This window comes from Streptomyces chiangmaiensis (assembly GCF_036281785.1).
In the GTDB taxonomy this organism is placed as follows: Bacteria; Actinomycetota; Actinomycetes; order Streptomycetales; family Streptomycetaceae; genus Streptomyces; species Streptomyces chiangmaiensis.
In genome coordinates this window covers 1-19,631 of sequence record NZ_JAYWVC010000152.1, presented here as the reverse complement: position 1 = coordinate 19,631, position 19,631 = coordinate 1, and the positions used below count along the sequence as shown (strand labels likewise).

Annotated in this window: 24 protein-coding genes and 2 pseudogenes; 13 read left to right on the top strand and 13 right to left on the bottom strand. The window is 69.1% G+C overall.

Annotated features, from left to right (window positions below; all coding sequences use genetic code 11):
- Nucleotides 1-271 precede the first annotated feature (271 nt).
- From VXC91_RS31525 to VXC91_RS31500, 6 genes are all read right to left on the bottom strand, one after another.
- A complete protein-coding gene (locus VXC91_RS31525; protein WP_329510756.1) occupies nucleotides 272-646 on the bottom strand; it encodes a hypothetical protein in 375 nt (124 codons plus the stop codon).
- A 62-nt stretch (nucleotides 647-708) separates the two neighbouring features.
- Nucleotides 709-951: a hypothetical protein gene (locus VXC91_RS31520; protein ID WP_329510755.1), complete on the bottom strand. Its 243-nt coding sequence runs from the start codon at nucleotides 949-951 to the stop codon at nucleotides 709-711.
- Nucleotides 952-1,408: 457 nt separating this feature from the next.
- Nucleotides 1,409-2,683 carry an MFS transporter gene (locus tag VXC91_RS31515; protein WP_329510754.1) on the bottom strand — a complete coding sequence of 425 codons (1,275 nt, stop codon included), beginning with the start codon at nucleotides 2,681-2,683 and terminating at the stop codon, nucleotides 1,409-1,411.
- A gap of 344 nt (nucleotides 2,684-3,027) precedes the next feature.
- Nucleotides 3,028-3,168, bottom strand: a complete 141-nt coding sequence (locus VXC91_RS31510; protein WP_329510753.1) for a hypothetical protein — start codon at nucleotides 3,166-3,168, stop codon at nucleotides 3,028-3,030.
- 200 nt (nucleotides 3,169-3,368) lie between these two features.
- Nucleotides 3,369-3,848 carry a condensation domain-containing protein gene (locus VXC91_RS31505; protein ID WP_329510752.1) on the bottom strand — a complete coding sequence of 160 codons (480 nt, stop codon included), beginning with the start codon at nucleotides 3,846-3,848 and terminating at the stop codon, nucleotides 3,369-3,371.
- A gap of 4 nt (nucleotides 3,849-3,852) precedes the next feature.
- The gene (locus VXC91_RS31500; RefSeq protein WP_329510751.1) at nucleotides 3,853-4,185 is read right to left on the bottom strand and encodes a hypothetical protein; all 333 of its coding nucleotides are present in this window, start codon (nucleotides 4,183-4,185) and stop codon (nucleotides 3,853-3,855) included.
- 384 nt (nucleotides 4,186-4,569) lie between these two features.
- Between VXC91_RS31500 and VXC91_RS31495 the strand changes: the two genes are divergently transcribed.
- Entirely contained in the window at nucleotides 4,570-4,830 is a 261-nt protein-coding gene (locus VXC91_RS31495) for a BTAD domain-containing putative transcriptional regulator (RefSeq protein WP_329510750.1), read from the top strand.
- 74 nt (nucleotides 4,831-4,904) lie between these two features.
- Here VXC91_RS31495 and VXC91_RS31490 read toward each other — a convergent pair whose 3' ends face one another.
- Together VXC91_RS31490 and VXC91_RS31485 are read right to left on the bottom strand one after the other, a co-directional pair.
- Nucleotides 4,905-6,914 carry a calcium-binding protein gene (locus VXC91_RS31490; RefSeq protein WP_329510758.1) on the bottom strand — a complete coding sequence of 670 codons (2,010 nt, stop codon included), beginning with the start codon at nucleotides 6,912-6,914 and terminating at the stop codon, nucleotides 4,905-4,907.
- Nucleotides 6,915-7,127: 213 nt separating this feature from the next.
- Nucleotides 7,128-7,276, bottom strand: a pseudogene (locus tag VXC91_RS31485) (site-specific integrase); the annotation flags it as partial.
- A gap of 221 nt (nucleotides 7,277-7,497) precedes the next feature.
- Between VXC91_RS31485 and VXC91_RS31480 the strand changes: the two are divergent.
- Nucleotides 7,498-7,953 (top strand): DUF1003 domain-containing protein, encoded by a 456-nt coding sequence (locus tag VXC91_RS31480; protein WP_329510749.1) that lies wholly within the window; start codon nucleotides 7,498-7,500, stop codon nucleotides 7,951-7,953.
- Nucleotides 7,954-8,503: 550 nt separating this feature from the next.
- Here the strand turns inward: VXC91_RS31480 and VXC91_RS47140 are convergent.
- Nucleotides 8,504-8,590, bottom strand: a complete 87-nt coding sequence (locus VXC91_RS47140; protein ID WP_408057526.1) for a DUF6959 family protein — start codon at nucleotides 8,588-8,590, stop codon at nucleotides 8,504-8,506.
- 467 nt (nucleotides 8,591-9,057) lie between these two features.
- Here VXC91_RS47140 and VXC91_RS31470 point away from each other — a divergent pair, with 467 nt between their 5' ends.
- Entirely contained in the window at nucleotides 9,058-9,747 is a 690-nt protein-coding gene (locus tag VXC91_RS31470; protein WP_329510747.1) for a hypothetical protein, read from the top strand.
- A gap of 355 nt (nucleotides 9,748-10,102) precedes the next feature.
- Here the strand turns inward: VXC91_RS31470 and VXC91_RS31465 are convergent, their stop codons facing one another.
- Entirely contained in the window at nucleotides 10,103-11,806 is a 1,704-nt protein-coding gene (locus VXC91_RS31465) for a DEAD/DEAH box helicase (protein ID WP_329510746.1), read from the bottom strand.
- A gap of 87 nt (nucleotides 11,807-11,893) precedes the next feature.
- Nucleotides 11,894-12,097, bottom strand: a complete 204-nt coding sequence (locus tag VXC91_RS31460; RefSeq protein ID WP_329510745.1) for a cold-shock protein — start codon at nucleotides 12,095-12,097, stop codon at nucleotides 11,894-11,896.
- A gap of 370 nt (nucleotides 12,098-12,467) precedes the next feature.
- Here VXC91_RS31460 and VXC91_RS31455 point away from each other — a divergent pair, with 370 nt between their 5' ends.
- Together VXC91_RS31455 and VXC91_RS31450 are read left to right on the top strand one after the other, a co-directional pair.
- Nucleotides 12,468-12,959 carry a DUF2975 domain-containing protein gene (locus tag VXC91_RS31455; RefSeq protein WP_329510744.1) on the top strand — a complete coding sequence of 164 codons (492 nt, stop codon included), beginning with the start codon at nucleotides 12,468-12,470 and terminating at the stop codon, nucleotides 12,957-12,959.
- Nucleotides 12,959-13,180 carry a helix-turn-helix domain-containing protein gene (locus tag VXC91_RS31450; RefSeq protein WP_329510743.1) on the top strand — a complete coding sequence of 74 codons (222 nt, stop codon included), beginning with the start codon at nucleotides 12,959-12,961 and terminating at the stop codon, nucleotides 13,178-13,180. The genes VXC91_RS31455 and VXC91_RS31450 overlap by 1 nt, the downstream gene beginning before the upstream one ends.
- A gap of 484 nt (nucleotides 13,181-13,664) precedes the next feature.
- On the opposite strand, the gene VXC91_RS31445 is transcribed toward VXC91_RS31450, so the two are convergent.
- The gene (locus VXC91_RS31445; protein WP_329510742.1) at nucleotides 13,665-14,279 is read right to left on the bottom strand and encodes a hypothetical protein; all 615 of its coding nucleotides are present in this window, start codon (nucleotides 14,277-14,279) and stop codon (nucleotides 13,665-13,667) included.
- 258 nt (nucleotides 14,280-14,537) lie between these two features.
- On the opposite strand from VXC91_RS31445, the pseudogene VXC91_RS31440 reads away from it, so the two are divergent.
- Together VXC91_RS31440 and VXC91_RS31435 are read left to right on the top strand one after the other, a co-directional pair.
- A pseudogene (locus VXC91_RS31440) lies at nucleotides 14,538-15,053 on the top strand (Ig-like domain-containing protein); the annotation flags it as partial.
- The gene (locus VXC91_RS31435) at nucleotides 15,045-15,590 is read left to right on the top strand and encodes a L,D-transpeptidase (RefSeq protein ID WP_329510757.1); all 546 of its coding nucleotides are present in this window, start codon (nucleotides 15,045-15,047) and stop codon (nucleotides 15,588-15,590) included. The pseudogene VXC91_RS31440 and the gene VXC91_RS31435, both read left to right, overlap by 9 nt.
- A 22-nt stretch (nucleotides 15,591-15,612) precedes the next feature.
- Here the strand turns inward: VXC91_RS31435 and VXC91_RS31430 are convergent, their stop codons facing one another.
- Entirely contained in the window at nucleotides 15,613-16,383 is a 771-nt protein-coding gene (locus VXC91_RS31430; RefSeq protein WP_329510741.1) for a cytochrome c biogenesis CcdA family protein, read from the bottom strand.
- 172 nt (nucleotides 16,384-16,555) lie between these two features.
- Between VXC91_RS31430 and VXC91_RS31425 the strand changes: the two genes are divergently transcribed.
- The 6 genes from VXC91_RS31425 to VXC91_RS31400 all read left to right on the top strand — a co-directional run.
- The gene (locus VXC91_RS31425; protein ID WP_329510740.1) at nucleotides 16,556-17,431 is read left to right on the top strand and encodes a cytochrome c biogenesis CcdA family protein; all 876 of its coding nucleotides are present in this window, start codon (nucleotides 16,556-16,558) and stop codon (nucleotides 17,429-17,431) included.
- A 91-nt stretch (nucleotides 17,432-17,522) separates the two neighbouring features.
- Complete coding sequence (locus VXC91_RS31420) at nucleotides 17,523-18,212, top strand: peroxiredoxin family protein (RefSeq protein ID WP_329510739.1); 690 nt, start codon at nucleotides 17,523-17,525, stop codon at nucleotides 18,210-18,212.
- Nucleotides 18,209-18,520 carry a glutaredoxin family protein gene (locus tag VXC91_RS31415; RefSeq protein WP_329510738.1) on the top strand — a complete coding sequence of 104 codons (312 nt, stop codon included), beginning with the start codon at nucleotides 18,209-18,211 and terminating at the stop codon, nucleotides 18,518-18,520. The genes VXC91_RS31420 and VXC91_RS31415 overlap by 4 nt, the downstream gene beginning before the upstream one ends.
- The gene (locus tag VXC91_RS31410) at nucleotides 18,517-18,732 is read left to right on the top strand and encodes a hypothetical protein (protein ID WP_329510737.1); all 216 of its coding nucleotides are present in this window, start codon (nucleotides 18,517-18,519) and stop codon (nucleotides 18,730-18,732) included. The genes VXC91_RS31415 and VXC91_RS31410 overlap by 4 nt, the downstream gene beginning before the upstream one ends.
- The gene (locus VXC91_RS31405; RefSeq protein ID WP_329510736.1) at nucleotides 18,729-19,022 is read left to right on the top strand and encodes a hypothetical protein; all 294 of its coding nucleotides are present in this window, start codon (nucleotides 18,729-18,731) and stop codon (nucleotides 19,020-19,022) included. The genes VXC91_RS31410 and VXC91_RS31405 overlap by 4 nt, the downstream gene beginning before the upstream one ends.
- Nucleotides 19,009-19,631 (top strand): TlpA family protein disulfide reductase (locus VXC91_RS31400; protein ID WP_329510735.1); only part of this gene is annotated, 623 nt, incomplete at its 3' end. The genes VXC91_RS31405 and VXC91_RS31400, both read left to right, overlap by 14 nt.

The window sequence follows — 19,631 nt, the reverse complement described above, 5'->3', positions numbered from 1 at the left end:
CCGGCGCATCACACTAGTCCTCACCGCACCTGAAATCGAACAGTGACAGGACCGAGTGCTGTCGAAACTGATGAACATCTGCAGTCGGATCTCGTGAACAGAGCCGGCCTGAAGTACGACCCGGCAGCCGAAGCCGTACACGAGGCGATGCCTCTGACCGCTACAGTTTCTGCGACGCGGGCGTTTCGTAAGGTCCCTTGCCCGGATCTCCGTCCGGAGACGCGTCGTCCCCGGGCCCTCCGCCCATCGGTGGATCCGACCGCAGAGCCCTTCAAACTTGTCGCCCGACGCGTGGGAAGAACTCGCGGACCGGCAGTAGCAAGCCGACGAGTGACAGCATAAGGAACACCACTTGGTGGATGTGATCCTTGCCCGGCGGCAACTGACCCACCAAATGCACGGTCCAGAAGGCTGGATAAAACCACTGCGCGAACCATGCCCAGCGTTCCCCGTGGCGGAACGGGAACAGGGTGATCAACACACCGAACAGGCCCATGCCGGTCGCCGCCAGGCCGTTGGCCCGCATGAGCCCCTCGTTTTCGGATGTCGGTATCGCCGCGGTGATGACACCGAAGGCCAGGATGCCGGTACCGACTACGAGCAGGCAGACCCACCCGGCCTTCATATGGATGCGCTCGCGCTGCATGCGCGGAACTTACACTCGTTCGGCGTGATGCTCCAGGGGGTGGGGCCTGGAAGCGTGCGCGGCTACGGCTGCCAGCGCTTCGTACACGACAGGCACAGCTGCGAGGCCCCCCACTGGTCGCGCCGGGCCTGCGATGCCGCCACCCCTGCCAGCATGAGCACGCCCCACACGAGGCCGCCGACCGCGATCACCAGACCCCACAGCACGACGCCCGTGTATAGCACCCAGATCCCGACGCCGACCACGCCGAGGACCGCCAGCACGCGGGCCTGCACCACCGCAGGCGGCGCGTAACGGACCTTCAACGGCGACTCCGCCGGCAGGCTCTCCCAGTAGTGCGACAGCTTCTCAGTGTTCGGCGACGAGCAACTCGGACACGCCACAGCAATCCCCCCAAAGCCAGACGACAGACGACCGCCGAAGTTTCCGCGGAAGCACGGACTCCAGCAAGAGCGCACACGCGCGAGCTCCGCCCGTGCCCGACGGGCGGGGCAGGAGAGGCGTCAGATCGGACCTGCGCCACCCCGAGCGGCGTCGGCGGGGCGGTCAGGCGGGTCAGGGCGGGCGTCCGGCCGGTCCCCGGGTCGGCCGGGTACCGGGTGACCGGTTCGTCCCCGCGGACCAGAATCTCCCACAAGCCGTCGATGTCACCCGCGCCGGGCACCCGGGCCGCCATCCCCACCACGGCGGCGAAGCCGCCGATGTCCTCCGCCTCGTCCATGTCTCTCCCGTTGTCCGTGTCGTGTGTCGGAACGTGCCCCGTCATGCCGCCCCTTCCGTCTCCGTCTCCCGGGGCGGCGCACCGGCCTCGGCGGCCGGCTCCGGTTCCGGGCCCTCGTCGTAGGTGCGGATGCGCGAGAACAGCGGCGGCAGGACCGACATGGCGCACACCCCGGCCGCCGCCCACAGGACGCCTCGGACACCGAGCGGTCCGACCAGGACTCCGCCCATGGCCGCGCCCAGCGGCACCGAGCCCCAGGAGATGAAGCGGAGCGTTGCGTTCATGCGGCCCAGCAGCCGCTCCGGTGTGGTAGTCTGGCAGATCGTCACCTGAAGGATGTTGAAGACGACCACACCCAGGTAGACCACGAACAGTCCGGCTGCGAACCCGTCGGCCCCGCCGGCCAGCGGCACCAGCGCGGCACCGGCGCTGAAGACCACGATGCCGACCAGGACCGTACGGCCCTCGCCGAGCCGCTCGGCGAGCCGGCCGCTGATCGCCGCGCCCGCGAGCCCGCCGGCGCTGCCGACTGCGAGGGCGACGCCGATCACTCCGGAGCCGAGGTGGAGGGTGTCCGCCGCGTACGGGACCTGCAGGGCCAGCACCGCGGCGAAGGCCAGGTCGGCGGCGAGGGCGCACAGCGCCAGCGGGCGTACCAACGGGTGCCCGAAGACGAACCGGACACCTTCGGCGATCTCCTTGCGCAGACTCATCTGCTCGATCGGCTCCGGCGGCACGTCCCGACCGCGCGCCCGCAGCAGGAAAATGGCGGACAGGACGTAGCTGACCACGTCGACGGCGACGGCGACGGGCGCGGTGAACAGCTGGACGAGGAACCCGCCCGCGGTCGGCCCGCCGAGCTGCGCGACCGAGCCTGCACCCTCCAGCTTGGCGTTGCCGTCGGTGAGTTCGTCCTCATCGATGAGCGAGGGCAGGTACGACAGCTGCGCCACGTCGAAGAAGATCGTGCCGAGGCCGATCAAGAAGGCGACCACGAACAGCAGCGGAAGATTCAGCGCGTCCAGGGCGTAGGCCAGCGGGACGCTCGCCATCGCCACGGCCCGTACGACGTCGGACGCGATCAGCACGGGGCGCCTCGGCAGCCGTTCCACCCAGGCGCCGGCCGGCAGGCCGAGCAGCAGGGAGGGCAGGAACTCCACCGCGGAGAGCATGCTGCCCTCGGTGGCCGAGGCGTCCAGCAACAGCAGCGCCATCAACGGGAAGGCCAGCACGCTCACCTGGGTGCCGATCAGACTCACCGAGTGCGACAGCCAGAGGTTGCGGTAGTCGGGGACCCGCCACAGATTCCGTCGCATGTCAGTGCCCCGTGATCTCGCGCAGGGACGGGGGACGCAGATCGGCCCACACCCCGCGGATGTGCTCGAGACACTCCTCCTTGAGGCCCGAGAGACCCTGGTCGTAACAGCCAGGCGGCAGGGCCCGGCCGGCCGGATCGAGTACTGCTCCTCGTCTTTGCGCACCACGACGTAACGCCGTACCGCGGACTCGGTGGACATGTGGGGGAAACCTCTCTCAGTGCGACTCGGAAACGCGTGTGACGCGGACCGGCGGCCGGCGTGTGCGGCCGTACGGGTGCTGGGAACATCGGTCGGTTCGGCGGGAAACGGGTCCGCCGGCGGCGTCGTGACGGGCAGCTGGGTCACTGCTGCCGGAGCCGGCGCTGACGCAGCCGGGTCCGTCCGGCGCGCAGCCTGGTGTTCTGCTGGGCGGTCGTGGGGCCGTCCGGGGCCGGGCCGGCGCCGTCGGCCGTGTCGGCAAGGTGGCGGGCCGGCGCCACCATCGTGGGTATTCGTACAGCGCGACCAGCGACAGCTGTCCGCCGGTGTGCTCGCGCAGCCGGCGTGGACAGTGGCGAGGCCGTAGGCCGTGCCGCCGAGGTCGTAGAAGTTGTCGTGGACGCCGACCCGGTCGAGGTTCAGCACCTCCTGCCAAATCCCGGACAGCAGCCGCTCGAGGTCGGTGCCGGGTGCAGCCTCGGCTTCAGCGTGCGGCGCCGGTGAGGTGGCCGAGCAGTGCGGCGTAGGCGACCGTCATCACCGTGAACGGGGTCGTCCGCTGGCTTCGCACGAGTGCCGCGCCCGCCTCGACCAGCCCTCCGGGCAGCCGGACGGTGTGGGCGGCGCAGCGGCCGCTTCGCCGGCGGGTGCGGGGCGGTCGGCGGGCAGGGCCGGCCGGGTCGGGGCGCCGTCGAGGTGCTCCTGCCACCAGGCGGGGGCCGCCGGGTCGGGCCCCCGTCTCGCGCTGCCGCTCCGCACAGTCGGTGAACTGCAGGCTCAGCGCGGGGAGTTCCTCCTCACCCGCGTAGTACGCGCCGAGCTCCTCGAAGAGCACGTGCTTGGACGGGCCGTCGCACACGATGTGGTGCAGGAAGAGACCGAGCAGATGGTCGTCGTCCGCGAGCTGCACCAGACCGGCCCGGAAGAGCCGGTCACCGGCGAGGTCGAACGGCGCGTCGGCCACTGTGTCATGAACCGACCACGTCCACGGTGATGCGCCCTGTCCGTCGGTCCGCGCGAAGCACTGCGCGGGCCGCCCCGAGGATCTCCTCGTCCATCTCCATTCCGGAGGCCAGGACCTGGAGCAATCGGGTCCGCCATACGTCGGGGTCCGTCTCGTACGCCTCCAGGACCCGTACGCGATAGCCACCCCGTACTCCATCGCTGCCACCGGCCAGCCCTCGGCGGACCACCTCTCTCAGCGCGACGTAAAGGTCGTGGACGACTCCACGTGGAGTGTCGGTGAGTCCGGCCGCCACACCTGTGGCCAACGCGGTGGCCACCAACTCCTCGTCGGTCACTTGGGCCCCCTCTGGTTGTACGGGTTGTGCAATGTCGTGTCCATCACCATGACCGGGGGTGCTGCAATGCTGATGAAATTCCGATGATGTACGGGGGCGGAGGCTTCGCGATGGACGGCTGATCTCCTGAGCGGCTTCGGACGGAGGTGCTCGGCCCGTTACAGGCCTGGCAGGACGGGACGCCTCTGGAGCTGGGGCCGGTCAAGCGGCAGGCCGTACTGGCCGCGCTGCTGCTGCGCCAAGGGGCCGTGGTACGTCATGAGCGGCTGCTCGACGCGGTGTGGTGGCCGAAGCCGCGCGCGGGCGGACCCAAGGTGCTGCCCAACTCATGTCAACTCACCGCGCAGGGCATTGGATCCGGAGAGAATCCCACCCGCGGAGTCGGTGATCCGCAGCGGCAAGGACTGGTACCGCTCCGTCGTCGACGGGGTCCGGCTCGACACGGCGGATCTGGGCGAGCGGGGCAACGCAGCGATGCGCGCCGTCGCATCGGGCCACCTGGCCACTGCGGCGGATCAACTCCCCGCGGCCAGCGAGCTGTTCCGGGGCGAGCCCCTGGGCGGCTTGCCGGGGCCGTACGCGCAAAACGAGCGGCACCGGTTGGAGGAGCGCCGTCGGACGCTCCGGATGGAGCGGCTCAAGTAGGTGGAAGCCCCGTGCGAGAGCGCCCCGGGAACGGGGGCGCTCTCGCCGTGACCGGAGCGCGGCTGCGGGCGGCTCTACGGGCAGCTGATGCGCGTGTCGCCCGCGTCGGTGGTGCAGGTGTCGAAGCCGGCGCCGCCGTTGACCGTGTCGTTGCCCGAGGAGCCGTCGACGGTGTTGAGGTTGTCGTTGCCGTACGAGCCGGTCAGGACGTCGCTGCCGGGACCGCCGTTGAGGGTGTCGTTCCCGTAGCTGCCGTCGATGTCGTCGTTGCCCGAGCCGCCGTACACGGTGTCGTTGCCGAAGCCCGGCCGGATGGTGTCGTTGCCGCCGAGGCCGCAGATGACGTCGTTGCTGAAACCGCCGGCCAGGGTGTCGGCGCCGCTGGTGCCCACGATCGTGCAGCCGCGGGCGTTGTTCACGGTGGTGGTCGCCGTGGCGGTGTTGTTGGCGGGTACGGGGTCGGGTTGCGTGGCGCCGATCGTGGCGGTGTCGGAGAGGGTTCCGGTGGCCCGGGGCTCCGCCACGACGGTCACGGTCGCAAAGGCACCGGGGACGAGGGTGCCCAGGGTGCAGTTCGCGCCGGTGGCCGTGGTCGTGCAGGTGCCCTGGCTCGGCGTGGCCGACAGCAGAGTGCCTCCGGCTCCGGTGAGGGTGTCGGACAGGGTGACTCCGGTGGCCGCCGTGGAGGCGCTGGGGTTGCGCACTCTCAGGGTGTAGGAGGCCTGGTCGCCGATGCTCACGGTGGCGGGGCCGGTCTTGGTGACCGCCACGACGTCGGCCGGGGGCGGGGTGCCGGTGCCGTCCTGATAGCGGGCAACGGCGTGGTTGTCGCTGCCGTTCCCGGCGACGACGATCTTTCCGTCGGGCTGCAGGACCACACCGTGGGCCTCGTCGAAGAACGTCTCGATGTCGGTGGTGACCCTGCCGCCGACGCCGAAGGTGACATCAGGACTGCCGTCGGAGTTGTAGCGCGCCAGCCCGAAATCGCCGGCGACGCCCCCGACGGCGACGATCCTGCCGTCCGGCTGCAGGGCCATGTCGTAGGCCCTCTCGAACTGGCCCGAATCGCTGGTCACCTTGCCGTCGCCGCCACCGAACCCGCCGTCCAGGCTGCCGTCGGTGTTGTAGCGCGCCAGCGCGAAGTCGAAAGCGGCATACCCGGCAGCAACGATCTTTCCGTCGGGCTGCACCGCCACTCCGCGTGCCGCGTCCTCGCCGTCGAAGGCGGTGGTCACCCTGCCGTCGCCGTCGAAGCTGGTGTCCAGGCTGCCGTTGGAGTTGTACCGCGCCAGGGCGAAGTCGGAGACGAAGTCGGGGGAGGTGTACCCGGCCTGGCCGGCGGCGACGATCCTGCCGTCGGACTGCAGGGCCACGTCGCGGACAAAGGCGCCGCCCTGCGCGAAGGCCGTGCGTACGCTGCCACCGTCGCCGAATCCGGTGTCAGGCATGCCGCTGGTCAGGTAGCGAGCCACGAGGAAGTCGCCGCCGGCGTGTCCGGCGGCGACGATCCTGCCATCGGATTGCAGCGCCACGGCCTCGGCGTATCCGGAGGTGCCAGTTCCGAAATCGCTGATCACCTTGCCACCGTCGCCGAACAAGACATCCGGGCTGCCGTCGATGTTGAAGCGGGCAACCGCCAGTCGGGCCCGGGTGCCGTCGAGCGCGTCGCTGCGGCCGACCGCAATGATTTTGCCGTCCGGCTGCACTGCCACAGCCTGGCCCTCGTCGTTGCTGCCGGCGTCCAGGTCGGCGAGCACGATGCCGTCGCCGCCACCGAACCCGGTGTCCAGGCTGCCATCGGCGTTGTAGCGGACCAGCACGAAGTCGTTGGGTCCGTCGAAGTCGAAACCGCTGCCGATGGTGACGATCTTGCCGTCGGGCTGTAGGGCCACGTCCTGGCTGTCCTCGACATTGGCGACATCGGTGACGACCTTGCCGTCGCCGCTGAACGTGGGATCCAGGTCGCCCGGGGCCGCCAGTGCCACCCCGGGCAGGGCCAGGGCGAGGGCCAGGCCCGCGACGGCCGCCACCGCCGCTCGGCCCGCACCTGCTCTCGTGCGCAGACCAGAAATGAACGTGGGCATGCAGACCTCTCCGCTTATCGTCGCCGCAACAGCCACAGGACAGCCACAGCTTCCGGCGTCCCTGGCCCCTGTCCGCCGCGACGCATCCGCTGCTGGGCCTGCTAGCTGTCGAATCCACCCCCGTGGGTGACGGCGTACATGCTCAGAGCCCCCGCCCGTGGCTTTGGCTCTCGTGGTCGTCGCAACAGCACGTAGTTGCTGGTACGAGCCCGGCTCGACTGCCTTTGTGATCACGGGCCGGAGCTGCTCGCGGTAGACCGCTTCCGTAGTCGGCTGACCACTGTGACCGACCAGCAGGGCGTCGTCTCCAGCGGGATGCCACGGTCGGAGGGCAGCGACACGAAGCTGTGCCGGAGCTCCCGCCAGGACGTGTGGTCGATCTGAAGTCTGGCGTCCTTCGGTCCCGCACGAGGCAGAAGGCGCAAGGAGTGTCACAGATACGGGCCGTGCCCTGTCTTCCTTGCGAAGCAGCGGGTTCGACACGGGAAGGCTAACAACGGCTGACACAATGACCGCACACTCCGGAGACCGCGCCTTCCGATCGAGCTCCGCACCCGGCGCTACTCATCGCCTCGACCCCCGCATGCGCCACGAGCAGCTGGTGTTCGCCAGGATGCGCACGTCGCAGGAACGGTTCGCAGACGCGATCACCGCCCTCGCGGGCACGATGGGGTTCGTCTACGCCCATGCCGTCTGGTTTGCGGTGTGGATCGCTCTCAACCTCGGGCTGTTCGGCCGGGGAGCGGTCTTCGACCCTTACCCGTTCGGGCTGCTCACCATGATCGTGAGCCTGGAGGCCATCTTCCTGTCCACGTTCGTGATGGTGAGCCAGAATCGGCAGGCCGCACGGGAGAACGTGCGGGCCGATCTGGATTTCGAGACCAATCTTCGCGCCGAAGTCTGGGCGGTGCACACAGGCAAGGCACTCGGCCTGAATCCGGAGGAGATCGAGCGTCACGTCCAGGAGATCATCCAGCAGAGCAGGGGCGCGATGGACCCGGGGTCCGGGGTTCAGCCGGTGGCCCCAGAGGCCCTGTGAAGGTGGCCTTGAGACCGGCTGCGCCGGCCTCGCGCCTGTTTCCTGGGGGCCCGGAGCCGACGCACTTGCCACCTTGATCGCTTACATCACTTGACGGCACTTGACGGGACGCCATCGGCCACGACTACCGGGGCACAGCCCGGCAAGGGCGGATACGCATCTGGAACGACTGCGCGGGCGGCAAGGGACCCGCCACGGAGGCTGCCCTCAGTCCGGCCGGTGGCCAGGACCGGCCCCGGGTGTACCTACAGCTGCGCCAGGACGGCAGCAGCGACGCGACCGACCGCGTCCTCGACTGGGTGCGGGTCACCAGCTGACACGGCACTGGGGGAGCGCCCCCCACAGCACGCTGAGATACGCGCAAACTTTCCCGCGCCGACGCGCATCGGACAGGGATGACCGGGCGCACAGCACCGTTCACCCACAGGCTCGTCTCGGGCCGTAAGTTCCAAGGAGCAAACAGACATGGCGACCTTCCGGCGCGGCACGGCGAGTCCGGACCCCGGCAGCACGGCCACCTTCCTGACGGCACGACGCGTGGTGTCCGCGCTCAGCACCCCGGGAACGGCTTACCGGGCAGGCGCACCACAGCGTCGCTACCGCCATGAGTGAACAGCTCTGCTTCAACGCGCTCCATCTCGCCGTCCAACCTGACATCACCAGCTGACATCAACGACGGCGCACGCAGGTAGCCTTGAGCGGCCGAGTGCGCAGGGACAGCAAGAGCCCCGAGGCTCCAGGTACGCCGCAGGACCAAACTCCTTACTGCGGTGGTCACTGCGTTGCTGCACAGCAGTGCAGTACAGCAACGGCCGCGTACCGGTGTTGCATCCCCTTACGTCGTCGTCACCGTCGGGGCTTCAGCAGTCGGAGGTGCCCCCCGCCTCCTCCCACGATCCCCGCCCATCGTGCTGGGTTTGCCGGGATGCGGAAGCCCCCCTCTCACAGTCTTCCGTGCGCCCTGGGTGTATTCCTGTCTGCGGCTGTTGGAAGCTGGGACGGAGGGGGTAGGCGATGACAACCGCGCGGGCGAGGGCTCACAGTACGGACAGACTGCCGAGCAAGGACGGTGCCGACCGGCGGTCGCCGGGTCGGGCGCGATTCATGGGCGTGCTGCTGATCCTGCTGTCTCTGATACCTGCAGTGCTCTGCTACGTCGCGTTCGCTGCGTGGTTGCCCTCCGACAGGCAGCGCTACCGGGACTACCAGGCAGCCGAGCCATGTTCCGCTCATGCGACGGCGCAGGTAGCGAGCGACTGCCTGAGCACCTGGCATTTCACCGTCGTGAAGACGGTCATCAAGAACGGGAGGCCTTCAACCTACGAGGCGACCCTGAAGGATGAGGACTCCTGGCGGGGAGTCGTGGACTTCGGTGACCCGGGACCGCTCCTCCAGCGACTGGAGCCGGGCGACCGGGTCACCGCCACCGTCTGGCGCCGCGACATCGTGCTGCTCAGCAAGGACGGGGTCCGGCAGAACAGCTCCGAGGCGCCCCGTGACGAGCTTCAGATGAACGCCGCCCTCGGCATGCTCGCCGCGCTCGTCGCGGCTCAGGCGTTCGCGTTCGGCGCGGTACGCCTTGTCAGACCTCGCAACTACGAGCCGTTCACATGGAATCCGTACGGCAAACGGCTGCTCATCACCAGCATCGCCGCTTGCTTCGGGGTGGGGCTCCCGGCCGTGTGGATCGGCATCCCGTGGTGGACGGTACCCGCTGCCGGTGTCCCCGGTGTGGTGTGTGCGGCGGGGCTGATGCGCTACTCCCTACGGCCCCGAGCCGCAGGCGGAGTTTGACGACCTTGTTGAATGTCGGCGTGCTCCTGTGAGGGGCGTGTGAGCCAGACAAGATCAAACGGCCCGTACGCCTCCCCCGCAGGTCAAAGTCATCATCAAGCCTGTCACGAGCGTGCTCTCCGGAGCCGTGTGCCCAGGTTCGAATCCTGCCGGGGACACTCGCCGGTCAGCCAGCAAGAAACAGACTCTGACCAGGGCGAGTGCCGACATGAGAGAGCGGGATCCAGTCTCACTGGATCCCGCTCTCTCTCGTTGTCCCTCGGTGTTCGCGACACACCTCCGACACACTCGGATGACGATCCAAGTCGTCACCCGGGCCAACGATGCCTGATGCGGCAGAGGTGCGGCGGCCTCCTCAGCGGTCGGAGTTGCGGCCGCTGGTTCTGGCTGCGCCCCCCGTGGCTCGGCCGGCCGCCGCCCGTCGGCCGGATCCGCGGACAGTCTTGCCGGAGGCAGTGCCGGTGGCTGCTCGGGCCGCGGACTGGCGGTCGGAACTGCGGCCGCCCGCGCCGACGCCACCGCCCGCGGCCTTGCCTGCTGCCGCCCCGCGGGCAGAACTGCGCCCGCCGGTTGCGGAGGTGCCGCCAGCCGCTGCCGCCCCGGCCGCGGCCCGGCGGTCGGAACCCCGGCCGCCCGTCCTGGTGGCAGCACCGGTCGCCGCTTTGGCCCCATCGCCGTTTCGGCGTCGGCGGCCGGACGGCCTGCCGGCCTTGGTGTCGGTCTTCCGATCCGGGCGGGACGCCGTCGACGTCACCGGCTGGGGGACCTCGATGGTGACGGGCACGCCGGAGGGCTCGCGGGCGCCGGTGATGGTGGCCAGTTCCGTGTCGCTCGACGTGATGCGGGCTGTCCGGGGGCGGATGCCCGCGTGCGACATGAGCCGGGTGACGTCCCGCTTCTGGTCGGGCAGGACCAGCGTGACCACGCTGCCGGAGCCGCCGGCGCGGGCCGTGCGGCCGCCCCGGTGGAGGTAATCCTTGTGGTCGGTGGGGGGATCGACGTTCACGACGAGGTCGAGGTCGTCGATGTGTATGCCCCGGGCCGCGACGTTCGTCGCCACCAGCGCTGTGACCTGGCCGTTCTTGAACTGTTCCAAGGTGCGGTTGCGCTGCGGCTGGGAGCGGCCTCCGTGCAGTGCCGCCGCGCGGACACCGACGGCCAGGAGCCGCTTGGCGAGCCGGTCGGCGGACCTCTTGGTGTCGAGGAAGAGGATGACCCGGCCGTCACGGGCCGCGATGCGTGTGGTGACAGCCTTCTTGTCGGTCTCGTCCAGGACGTGGAGCACGTGGTGCTCCATGGTGGTCACCGCCCCTGCGGACGGGTCCACGGAGTGCACCACGGGGTCGGTGAGGAACCGCTGCACCAGGCGGTCAATGTTGTGATCAAGGGTGGCCGAGAAGAGCATGCGCTGTCCGTCGGGCCGCACTTGCTGGATCAGCTTGGTGATCTGCGGCAGGAAGCCCATGTCGGTCATCTGGTCGGCTTCGTCCAGCACTGTGATGCGTACGTTGTCGAGCGCGCAGTCACCCTGTGCCACCAGGTCGTTGAGCCTGCCAGGGGTCGCCACGAGCACCTCGGCGCCGCGTCGGAGCGCGGCGGCCTGCTTGGTGATGGACAGCCCGCCGACCACGGTGGCAAGACGAAGGTTCACCGCCGTCGCGTAGGGGGTCAGTGCGTCCGCCACCTGCTGGGCGAGTTCACGGGTGGGCACCAGCACGAGGGCGAGGGGTGCCTTGGGCGCCGCACGCAGTCCGGCCGTGCGGGCCAGGAGCGCCAGCCCGAACGCGAGGGTCTTGCCGGAGCCGGTACGTCCCCGTCCCAGCAGGTCACGGCCGGCGAGCGAGTTGGGCAGGGTGGCAGCTTGGATGGGGAAGGGGGTCCTCACGCCTTGCTCGGTGAGGGTCTTCAGCAGCCCCGCGGGCATATCCAGGCCGGCGAAGTCCTCGACGGCGGGAAGTGCGGGTGTCGTGCTTTCCGGCAGCCGGAATTCCCTTGGCGACGACGGGGACGGTGGGGGTGACGAGGCGCGCCGGTTCGGCTTCTGGGGCCTGCGGGACATGCAGTTTTCTGCCTTCCTGGAAACAGCACAAACCGGGGTCCGCACCGTGACGGTGCGGACCCCGGTGAGCGGATACGCGTCCGGCGATCAGGCGGGGCGGATGTTCTCCGCCTGCGGGCCCTTCTGGCCCTGCGTGACGTCGAAGGAGACCCGCTGGCCCTCCTGGAGCTCACGGAAGCCCTGGGTGGCGATGTTCGAGTAGTGGGCGAAGACGTCGGGGCCGCCGCCGTCCTGCTGAATGAAGCCGAAACCCTTTTCGGCGTTGAACCACTTCACGGTTCCCTGTGCCATGACCTTCTCCTTTTGTAGGCAGAGGCCCCATCCGGAGATGCCGGAAAACAAATAATGCGCCTGAAGGAGAAGCATTCCCGTCAGGCGCACATAGGTTCATGGGTACCACAACTGCAACTCCGAAACTTTAGCATAGGTCGGCGGCCCGTGGTGGATCACCAGGGCTTCGGCGCAGTCGGATGTCGTCCGATTTGCGCTCAAGCGAGGCCGACTTCGACAAGATCAAGACGGTTCGGGTGAACCTCATGCCATGGGAGGGGTGGCGGCGTCCCGCCATGCTGCGAAACCGCCGCCCACCCTCCGTCCCAGCTCTTGCTTCACCTATCGAGATTCGATAGATTCCCATCGCAATTCGATGGAAGGGTGGGTCATGGGAAAGCTGGCAGTGCGTGCGCTTCGCGTCGTGCTCGTGGTGGTGCTCGCCGGCACCGTGTTCGTACAGGCAGGGATGGTGTGGGTGTTGGTCAGCGGGAGCGACCCGGAGGACGGGTCGCTCCCGCTGACCCCGCTGCGCGTGATCACGATCCTGGGCATGGTGTCGGCCCAGGTTGCCCTGGTCTGCGTATGGCGGCTGGTGACGATGGTGCGACGCGGAACCGTGTTCTCCCACGCCGCTTTCCGGTACGTGGACGTCGTGATCGGCGCGATCGTGGCGGCTGCCCTCTTGTGGTTCGCGGTCACGGTCATCAATGCGCCGGGCCAGCGGGCAGACCCGGGCGTCACCGTCATCATGGGCGGGGTCGGCGTGGCCATCCTGGGGGTCGCGCTCATCGTGCTCGTGCTGCGGATGCTGCTCGCCCAGGCCGTCGCGCGCGACGGCGAAGCGGCGCAGATGCAGGCCGAGTTGGACGAGGTGATCTGATGCCGATCGCCGTCGACATCGACGTGATGCTGGCCAGGCGGAAGATGTCCGTGGGCGAACTCGCGGACCGCGTAGGGATCACGCCCGCCAACCTGGCGGTACTCAAGAACGGCCGCGCCAAGGCGGTGCGCTTCACAACGCTCGCCGCGCTCTGCGAGGTGCTCGAGTGCCAGCCGGGCGACCTGTTGCGTTGGGAGGCCGAGGCTGCTGCGGGAGGATGACGTGCTCCAGGGCGGGCCCTGCCTGGTAGAGGACCGCGTAGAAGGCGACCAGGCGTCGCCCACGGCAGCGATCCCACGATCCGACATAAGAAACGGCAGTGAGTAACTGCCTCCCCTGTATCGCATTTACGAGGACGCGGCAGTCCACCACGTGGCTGGAGCCGACATGTTCCGGCGGACGCACAGCAGCGGGTTCTCCGGGAGCTCCCCCACGACCACCGCGTGTTCGAGGGCGGTATTCAGGGCGCGGCGCCGCCCCTTGTACGTGTCGCCCGCAGCCAGGGTGCCATCCAGTTTGTTACCCGAGGCGGTACAGCACATCTTCGAACACCTCGGCGAGAACCAGGTCGACGACCGTGCGGTCCGCCGTCGTGAGCCGGTCGTATGCGGCCTTGAGGTCGCCCGGCAGCTCCTGCCCCGCATTGTTCTCCAGTCACAGACGGCTGCAACACTCCCCTGGTGCGTGCCGATCTGCTGCCCGGTATCAGCGGAGCCAAGGATGGTTGCGGACCAGCGGCAGGGACGCCCAGACACGACCCAGCCCCCAGGTGTTTCCGGCGCCCACCGCGGCGAGCACGATCAGGAGCACCGCCTCCACGACGTGGTAGTCCACCACAGGATTGGTGGACATGCTCGGAGACCCGTCGGAGAGGTGCTTTGCGGGCGGCCATTCCGCAGCCCACATCAAGGCAAGCATGATCGTGCCGCAGACCGCGGTGATCCTGAGCGCGATACCGCTCAACAGGGCGAGTCCGATGCCCAGGAGCCCCAGCATGAACAGCCAGTCGGCCCAGGCTGCGCCGGCCCAGCTGCGGAAGGTCGACTCCAGGGGACCGACGTTGACGCCCTTGAGGAAGCCCATCGTGGGTGAGCCGCCGTTGATCCATGCTCTGGCCGGTGGAGTGAGATAGCCGAAGCCAAAGGTCTTGTCCAGGAAGGCCCAGAGGAACAAGAAGCTCATGACCAGCCGGGCCCCTGCTACCACCCTGGCTGCGGCGGGAGTGAGCCGGCCCTGCCCGGCGAGATCGCGGGGCGGCTGGTCGGCCGGAGGAACGGCGTGGTCCCGATGCGGGAGCCAGCGCGCGTGGTGGACGGCCATGACGTTTCTCCTGCGATGATGCGGTGGTGGAAGGAGTCCCTGTCACCACTCAGCGTGTCGAAGGAGCCCGCAGGTCGGTACGGGTCGAAGGTCCTCGGCGGGGGACGAACGGCCCACCTCTGAGCATGACGGGAAGGATCCAACAGCCACCTGGCCGCGGTCGCCGCCGTTGCCCTCGCGGCGTGCAGCGGCTCCGGAGGCACGGGAGCAGGCGGGGATGCGAAGGGCAAGGCGCCGTCGAGGAGCGCCCCCGTCGAGGTGACCGTGAAGCCGGACGCGGGCGGCGGGCAGGCGAAGCCGGGCAGCCAAGTGATCGTCCACGCCAACGGCGGCAAGTTGACCGAGGTAGAGGTGACCGCCCCCGGCACCGATGCGTTCGCCGGATCGCTGTCGAAGGACGGCCGCACCTGGACCTCCTCCGCCCGTCTGGCCCCCGGCACGCGGTACACGGTGATGGCACAGGGCGAGGACGCGGACGGGAAGCCGATGTCCGAGCGGCGCACCATCACCACCGCGCAGGCGCGGGACACCTTCGCCGGCGAGTACTTCCCCGACAAGGGCACGACGGTCGGCGTGGGCATGCCGGTGTCCATCACCTTCAATAGGCCCATACGCGACAAGGCCGCCGTCGAGCGCGGCCTCACCGTGACCGCGGGCCCCGCCGTCGAGGGCGCGTGGAGCTGAATGAAGGACCGCGACGGCAAGGACCGTATCGACTACCGCCCCCTAAAGTTCTGGAAGCCCGGCACCGATGTCACCCTCCGGATGTCGCTGTCCGGCGTGGACGCGGGGGGCGGCATCTATGGCACTCAGCAGCGGGTCGTCCACTTCCGGATGGGCGACGCGGTCGTCAGCACGGTCGACGTGAACCGGAAGACCATGACCGTCACCAAGAACGGCAGGACACTGCGGACCCTCCTGGTATCGACCGGCAAGGAGGGCTTCGAGACCTGGAACGGCACCATGGTGGTGCTCAGCAAGGTCCCTACGATCAGGATGAACTCGCGGACCGTCGGGATCTTCGGCCCCGAGGCGTACAACCTCGGATCGGTGAAGTGGGACGTCCAGCTCACCCCATCGGGGACCTACGTACACGCCGTCCCTTGGAACGAGGGCAAGTTCGGCAGGATCAACGGCAGCCACGGCTGCATCGGCATGAGCACGGCCAACGCCGAGTGGTTCTTCGAGCAGGTACACGTCGGCGACCCCATCACCGTCGTCAACTCCAAGGACACCGTGGCGGTCAACAACGGCTACGGAGACTGGAACGTCGACTGGGCCAAGTGGCAGGCGGGCAGCGCCCTGAAATGAGCGCCGACGCGAACCGCCCCTGTCACAGCGGTAGTTCGTAACCACTGATCCAGCCCTGCAGTTGCTGGATCAGCAGGCTCCATCCGCCGGTGACCTGCGCGACGCCCACAGCGACCAGCAGGACCCCGCCGAGCCGGAGCACCGTACGGGTGTGCCGACGGGCGAAGGCGATCACCCGCATCGACTTACCGAGGGCAAAGGTGAACAGCAGGAACGGGATACCGACACCGAGGGCGTAGAGGAAGGCGAGGAGCGCGCCGCGGGCGGCGGACCCGGTGGTCAAGGAGAGCGAGAGGACGGCGGCGAGGGTGGGGCCAATGCACGGCGTCCACCCGATGCCGAACATCACCCCGAGCAATGGAGCCCCGGCGAGTCCCGCGCGCGGCGTGAAGCGCGGCTTGAACGTGCGCGAGAGCAGCGGCACCCGCTCAAGCACCCCCAAGAACATCAGCCCCAACAGGATGGTCAGCGCGCCGAGAACGCGGATCACGGTCTCCTGGTGGGCGAGCAGCACGGTGCTGATCGAGCCGAAGAGCACGCCGTAGGCGGTGAACACGGCGGCGAAACCGAGAACGAACAGGGCGGTGCCGGCCAGGGCCCGACGCCGGACCCGGCCGTCCGCCTGACCCTCCTGAGCGTCCGCCGCGGTCATACCGGTGGTGTAGGAGAGGTAGCCCGGCACCAGCGGCAGACAACACGGCGAGGCGACGGTGATCGCCCCGGCGGCCAGGGCGATCGGGGCGGCCAACAGCAGTGAGCCGGAGCCGATCGCCTGGCTGATGTCGAAGGACAAGACAGCACCTCTTCCACTTTTTCTTCCGTTTTCCACTTGCGTTGCGTGCATCCGGACGAACCGGCCGTCCGGCCGGCGGGTCGACACGCACCCTATCTCCTATGTACCTTAGGTCCTAAGTCGCCTAGGTGATCGTTCTGGGTGGCGCTCGCTGCCCAAGAAAGGCGTGTGGATGAGCGAGCTTCTCTTCGGTACGACGCTGCTGGCGTCGTTCTTCGGCGGCGTGGTGGCCCTGCTGGCGCCGTGCTGCATCTCGGTGATGCTGCCCGCGTACTTCGCCACCGGGTTCCATTCCCGCGGCCGGGTGGTCGCGGCCACACTGGCCTTCGGTGCCGGGGTGGCTACGGTCATCGTGCCGATCGGACTGGGTGCCGCCGCGGCCTCGGCCGCCCTGCAGCACTACCACCTGTGGGTCTATCTGGCCGGCGGGCTGCTCATCCTGATCGGCGGCCTGGCGGTGCTCTACGGCTGGAAGCCCAACCTGCCGATGCCGTCCGGCCGCGCGCCCGGCGGGCACGGCTTCGGCGCCGCGTACGCGCTGGGCGCCTTCTCCGGCATCGCCAGCGCCTGCTGCGCGCCGGTGCTGGCCGGGGTCGCCGTGCTGTCGGGGGCGACTGCCTCCTTCCCCGCCGCGCTCAGTGTCGGGCTGGTCTACGTGCTGGGCATGGTTGCTCCCCTGGTCGTCATCGCCCTGGCCTGGGAGCGCGGCCGCAAAGGACCGGCCCGAGTGCTGCAGGGCCGCCAGGTGCGGCTGCACATCGGCCGCTGGCAGCGGAGCCTGGCCCTCGGCGACTTGCTGGCCGGGGCGCTGCTGGTCGTCATGGGCATCCTCACCGTGATCCTGGCGATCAACGGCCAGTCGATGCCGACCTCCGGCTGGCGGGTCACCCTCGCCGCCGACCTGCAGCATGCCGCCTCGGTGGCGACAGGATGGCTGGCCTGGCTGCCCGGATGGGCAGTCGGCCTCATCGCCGCGGCTGCGCTCGCCCTGCTGATCTGGCACGCCCTGCGGTCCCGAGTGCCCGCCCAGGAGCCCGGCGAGCCCTGACGGGAGGCGGCCGCCAACGCCCCGACCACGACCTGCTGTGCGGCAGAAACCGTGCCCGCCGACCCCACCATGCCCCTGGAGACCCTCACCCATGGCCGCTGACACCAAGCACGAGACCAAGGCCGACCACCGCGCCCGCATCAGGCTCGAGCACGAACGCCAACAGCAGCGGGATCAGCAGCGCCGCCGTGGGCGCAACCTCGCGATCGTCGCAGTGGTCCTGATCGCCGTGATCGGCGGCCTGTACGCGGTGTTCAACCGCTCCGAGACCTCCTCGACCGCAGGCGGCTACGAGATCGGCAGCCCCGGCATCGGCCAGACGGCCCCCGGCTTCTCGCTCGCCTCCAGCACCGGCGGCACGACCAGCCTCGCCCAGTACAAGGGCAAGACCGTCCTGCTGTACTTCCAGGAGGGCCTGACCTGCCAGCCCTGCTGGGACCAGATCCGCGACCTGGAGCAGAACGCGGCCCAGGTCAAGGCCGCCGGCATCGACCAGTTCGTGTCCCTCACCACCGACCCGGCGAACCTGATCGCCCGCAAGGTCACGGACGAGAAGCTGACCACCCCGGTGCTCTCCGACCCGGACCTGAAGGTCTCCAAGACATACGAGGCCAACCAGTACGGGATGATGGGCACCGAACGTGACGGCCACAGCTTCGTCCTGGTCGGCCCAGACGGGAAGATCCAGTGGCGAGCGGACTACGGCGGTGCCCCCAAGTACACGATGTACGTCAAGGTCGACAAGCTGCTCGCCGACCTGAAGGCGGGGCGCACGGCATGAGCTCCGCACCCACCGCCGCCCGCGAGGTCACCCTCCTCACCCAGGCCAACTGCACTCTGTGCGACCAGGCCAAGAACGTTCTCGCCAAAGTCGGTGCCGACCATCCCCTGACCGTCACCGAGATCGACCTGGGCAGCGAGGAAGGACAACGGCTCGCCCTACTGGCCGGAGTGCTCTTCGCGCCCGGTGTCCTCCTGGACGGTTTCCCCTTCTCCTACGGCCGGCTCTCCGAACGCCGCCTGCGCCGCGCCCTCGCCAAGCCCCCGGTCACCTCAGCCCCTCACACCTCTGACAGGAGTTCGTCATGAGTCACTTCCTCTACGTACTGCCCGCCCTGGCCTGCCCGGTCGGTATGGGCCTGATGATGTGGTTCATGATGCGGTCCGGTGGCAAGAAGACCACGGCCGCAGAGGCCGCCGATCCCCGCCAGCAGGAACTCGACACCTTGCGCCAGGAGATCGCCGGACTGCGCACCAAGCTGGACCTGCCCGCACCGGCCGAGCGGGAGCGCACGCGGTGACCGCCTATGTCCTGCCTCTGCTCGCCACAGTGGCGGCCTTCGGGCTGACCTACGTCTTCTGCATGCGGCCCATGCGAGGGGGCCATGGCTGCCTCATGACCTCGCGGCAGTCCCGGACGGGAACACAGAAGTCGAGGTGCGGCGCCGCCACTGAGGCATCCGATGGCACGGGCGCGGAGATCAAGCGGCTGCGTGAGGAGGTCCAGCTCCTGCACCACGAACTCGACCTGCGTTCCAGTACGGCCGAGCCGGCCCCCGGCCAGCAGTTCCGGAAGGGTGAGCCGCATTGAGTACCGCCTCCCCGATACCGCGGCGACGGGCCGCCGTTACCCCCGCGCTGCCGTACCCTCGCGACGCACCGCCCTGGCCGGGCTGCTGACGCTGGCCGCAGGAATGCTGACCGCCTGCGGCAGCCTGCAGAGCGAGACCAACAAGAGCAGCACAGCCCTTAGGGCGGCCAAGGGAAGCTCCTCGCAGTACCTGCAACCCGGCGAGCGCACCCTGACGCCCTCTCTGACGGGCACCGCCCTGACCGGCGACCACATCGACATCGCACGGTGGCGCGGCCACGTCGTGGTCATCAACGTGTGGGGCTCGTGGTGCGCGCCCTGCCGCCAGGAGGCCCCGGAACTGGCCCGCCTGGCCAAGGAGACCAGGCCGCTGGGAGTGCGGTTCCTCGGCGTCGACATCCGCGACAGCAAGACGACCGCCATCGCGTTCGAGAAGGACTACGGCATCACGTATCCGAGCATCTTCGACCCCGACAGCCGCAGCATGCTGGGATTCAAGTCCGTGGCACCCCGGGCCGTGCCCACCACCTACGTCCTGGACCGCTCCGGCAAGGTGGCCGCCCTGTCCATCGGCCCGCTGACCGCCCGGGAATTCCTCCCCATCATCCA

What these genes read in the sequence shown, in the direction of transcription:
- VXC91_RS31450 (WP_329510743.1), top strand. Translation starts at nt 12,959, where the DNA reads ATGCCGATCGCCGTCGACATCGACGTGATGCTGGCCAGGCGGAAGATG.
- VXC91_RS31510 (WP_329510753.1), bottom strand. Translation starts at nt 3,168, where the DNA reads ATGGTGGCGCCGGCCCGCCACCTTGCCGACACGGCCGACGGCGCCGGC.
- VXC91_RS31490 (WP_329510758.1), bottom strand. Translation starts at nt 6,914, where the DNA reads ATGCCCACGTTCATTTCTGGTCTGCGCACGAGAGCAGGTGCGGGCCGA.
- VXC91_RS31470 (WP_329510747.1), top strand. Translation starts at nt 9,058, where the DNA reads ATGGGCGTGCTGCTGATCCTGCTGTCTCTGATACCTGCAGTGCTCTGC.
- VXC91_RS31465 (WP_329510746.1), bottom strand. Translation starts at nt 11,806, where the DNA reads ATGTCCCGCAGGCCCCAGAAGCCGAACCGGCGCGCCTCGTCACCCCCA.
- VXC91_RS31460 (WP_329510745.1), bottom strand. Translation starts at nt 12,097, where the DNA reads ATGGCACAGGGAACCGTGAAGTGGTTCAACGCCGAAAAGGGTTTCGGC.
- VXC91_RS47140 (WP_408057526.1), bottom strand. Translation starts at nt 8,590, where the DNA reads ATGGAGCGCGTTGAAGCAGAGCTGTTCACTCATGGCGGTAGCGACGCT.
- VXC91_RS31415 (WP_329510738.1), top strand. Translation starts at nt 18,209, where the DNA reads ATGAGCTCCGCACCCACCGCCGCCCGCGAGGTCACCCTCCTCACCCAG.
- VXC91_RS31425 (WP_329510740.1), top strand. Translation starts at nt 16,556, where the DNA reads ATGAGCGAGCTTCTCTTCGGTACGACGCTGCTGGCGTCGTTCTTCGGC.
- VXC91_RS31515 (WP_329510754.1), bottom strand. Translation starts at nt 2,683, where the DNA reads ATGCGACGGAATCTGTGGCGGGTCCCCGACTACCGCAACCTCTGGCTG.
- VXC91_RS31435 (WP_329510757.1), top strand. Translation starts at nt 15,045, where the DNA reads ATGTCGCTGTCCGGCGTGGACGCGGGGGGCGGCATCTATGGCACTCAG.
- VXC91_RS31525 (WP_329510756.1), bottom strand. Translation starts at nt 646, where the DNA reads ATGCAGCGCGAGCGCATCCATATGAAGGCCGGGTGGGTCTGCCTGCTC.
- VXC91_RS31455 (WP_329510744.1), top strand. Translation starts at nt 12,468, where the DNA reads ATGGGAAAGCTGGCAGTGCGTGCGCTTCGCGTCGTGCTCGTGGTGGTG.
- VXC91_RS31410 (WP_329510737.1), top strand. Translation starts at nt 18,517, where the DNA reads ATGAGTCACTTCCTCTACGTACTGCCCGCCCTGGCCTGCCCGGTCGGT.
- VXC91_RS31480 (WP_329510749.1), top strand. Translation starts at nt 7,498, where the DNA reads ATGCGCCACGAGCAGCTGGTGTTCGCCAGGATGCGCACGTCGCAGGAA.
- VXC91_RS31445 (WP_329510742.1), bottom strand. Translation starts at nt 14,279, where the DNA reads ATGGCCGTCCACCACGCGCGCTGGCTCCCGCATCGGGACCACGCCGTT.
- VXC91_RS31420 (WP_329510739.1), top strand. Translation starts at nt 17,523, where the DNA reads ATGGCCGCTGACACCAAGCACGAGACCAAGGCCGACCACCGCGCCCGC.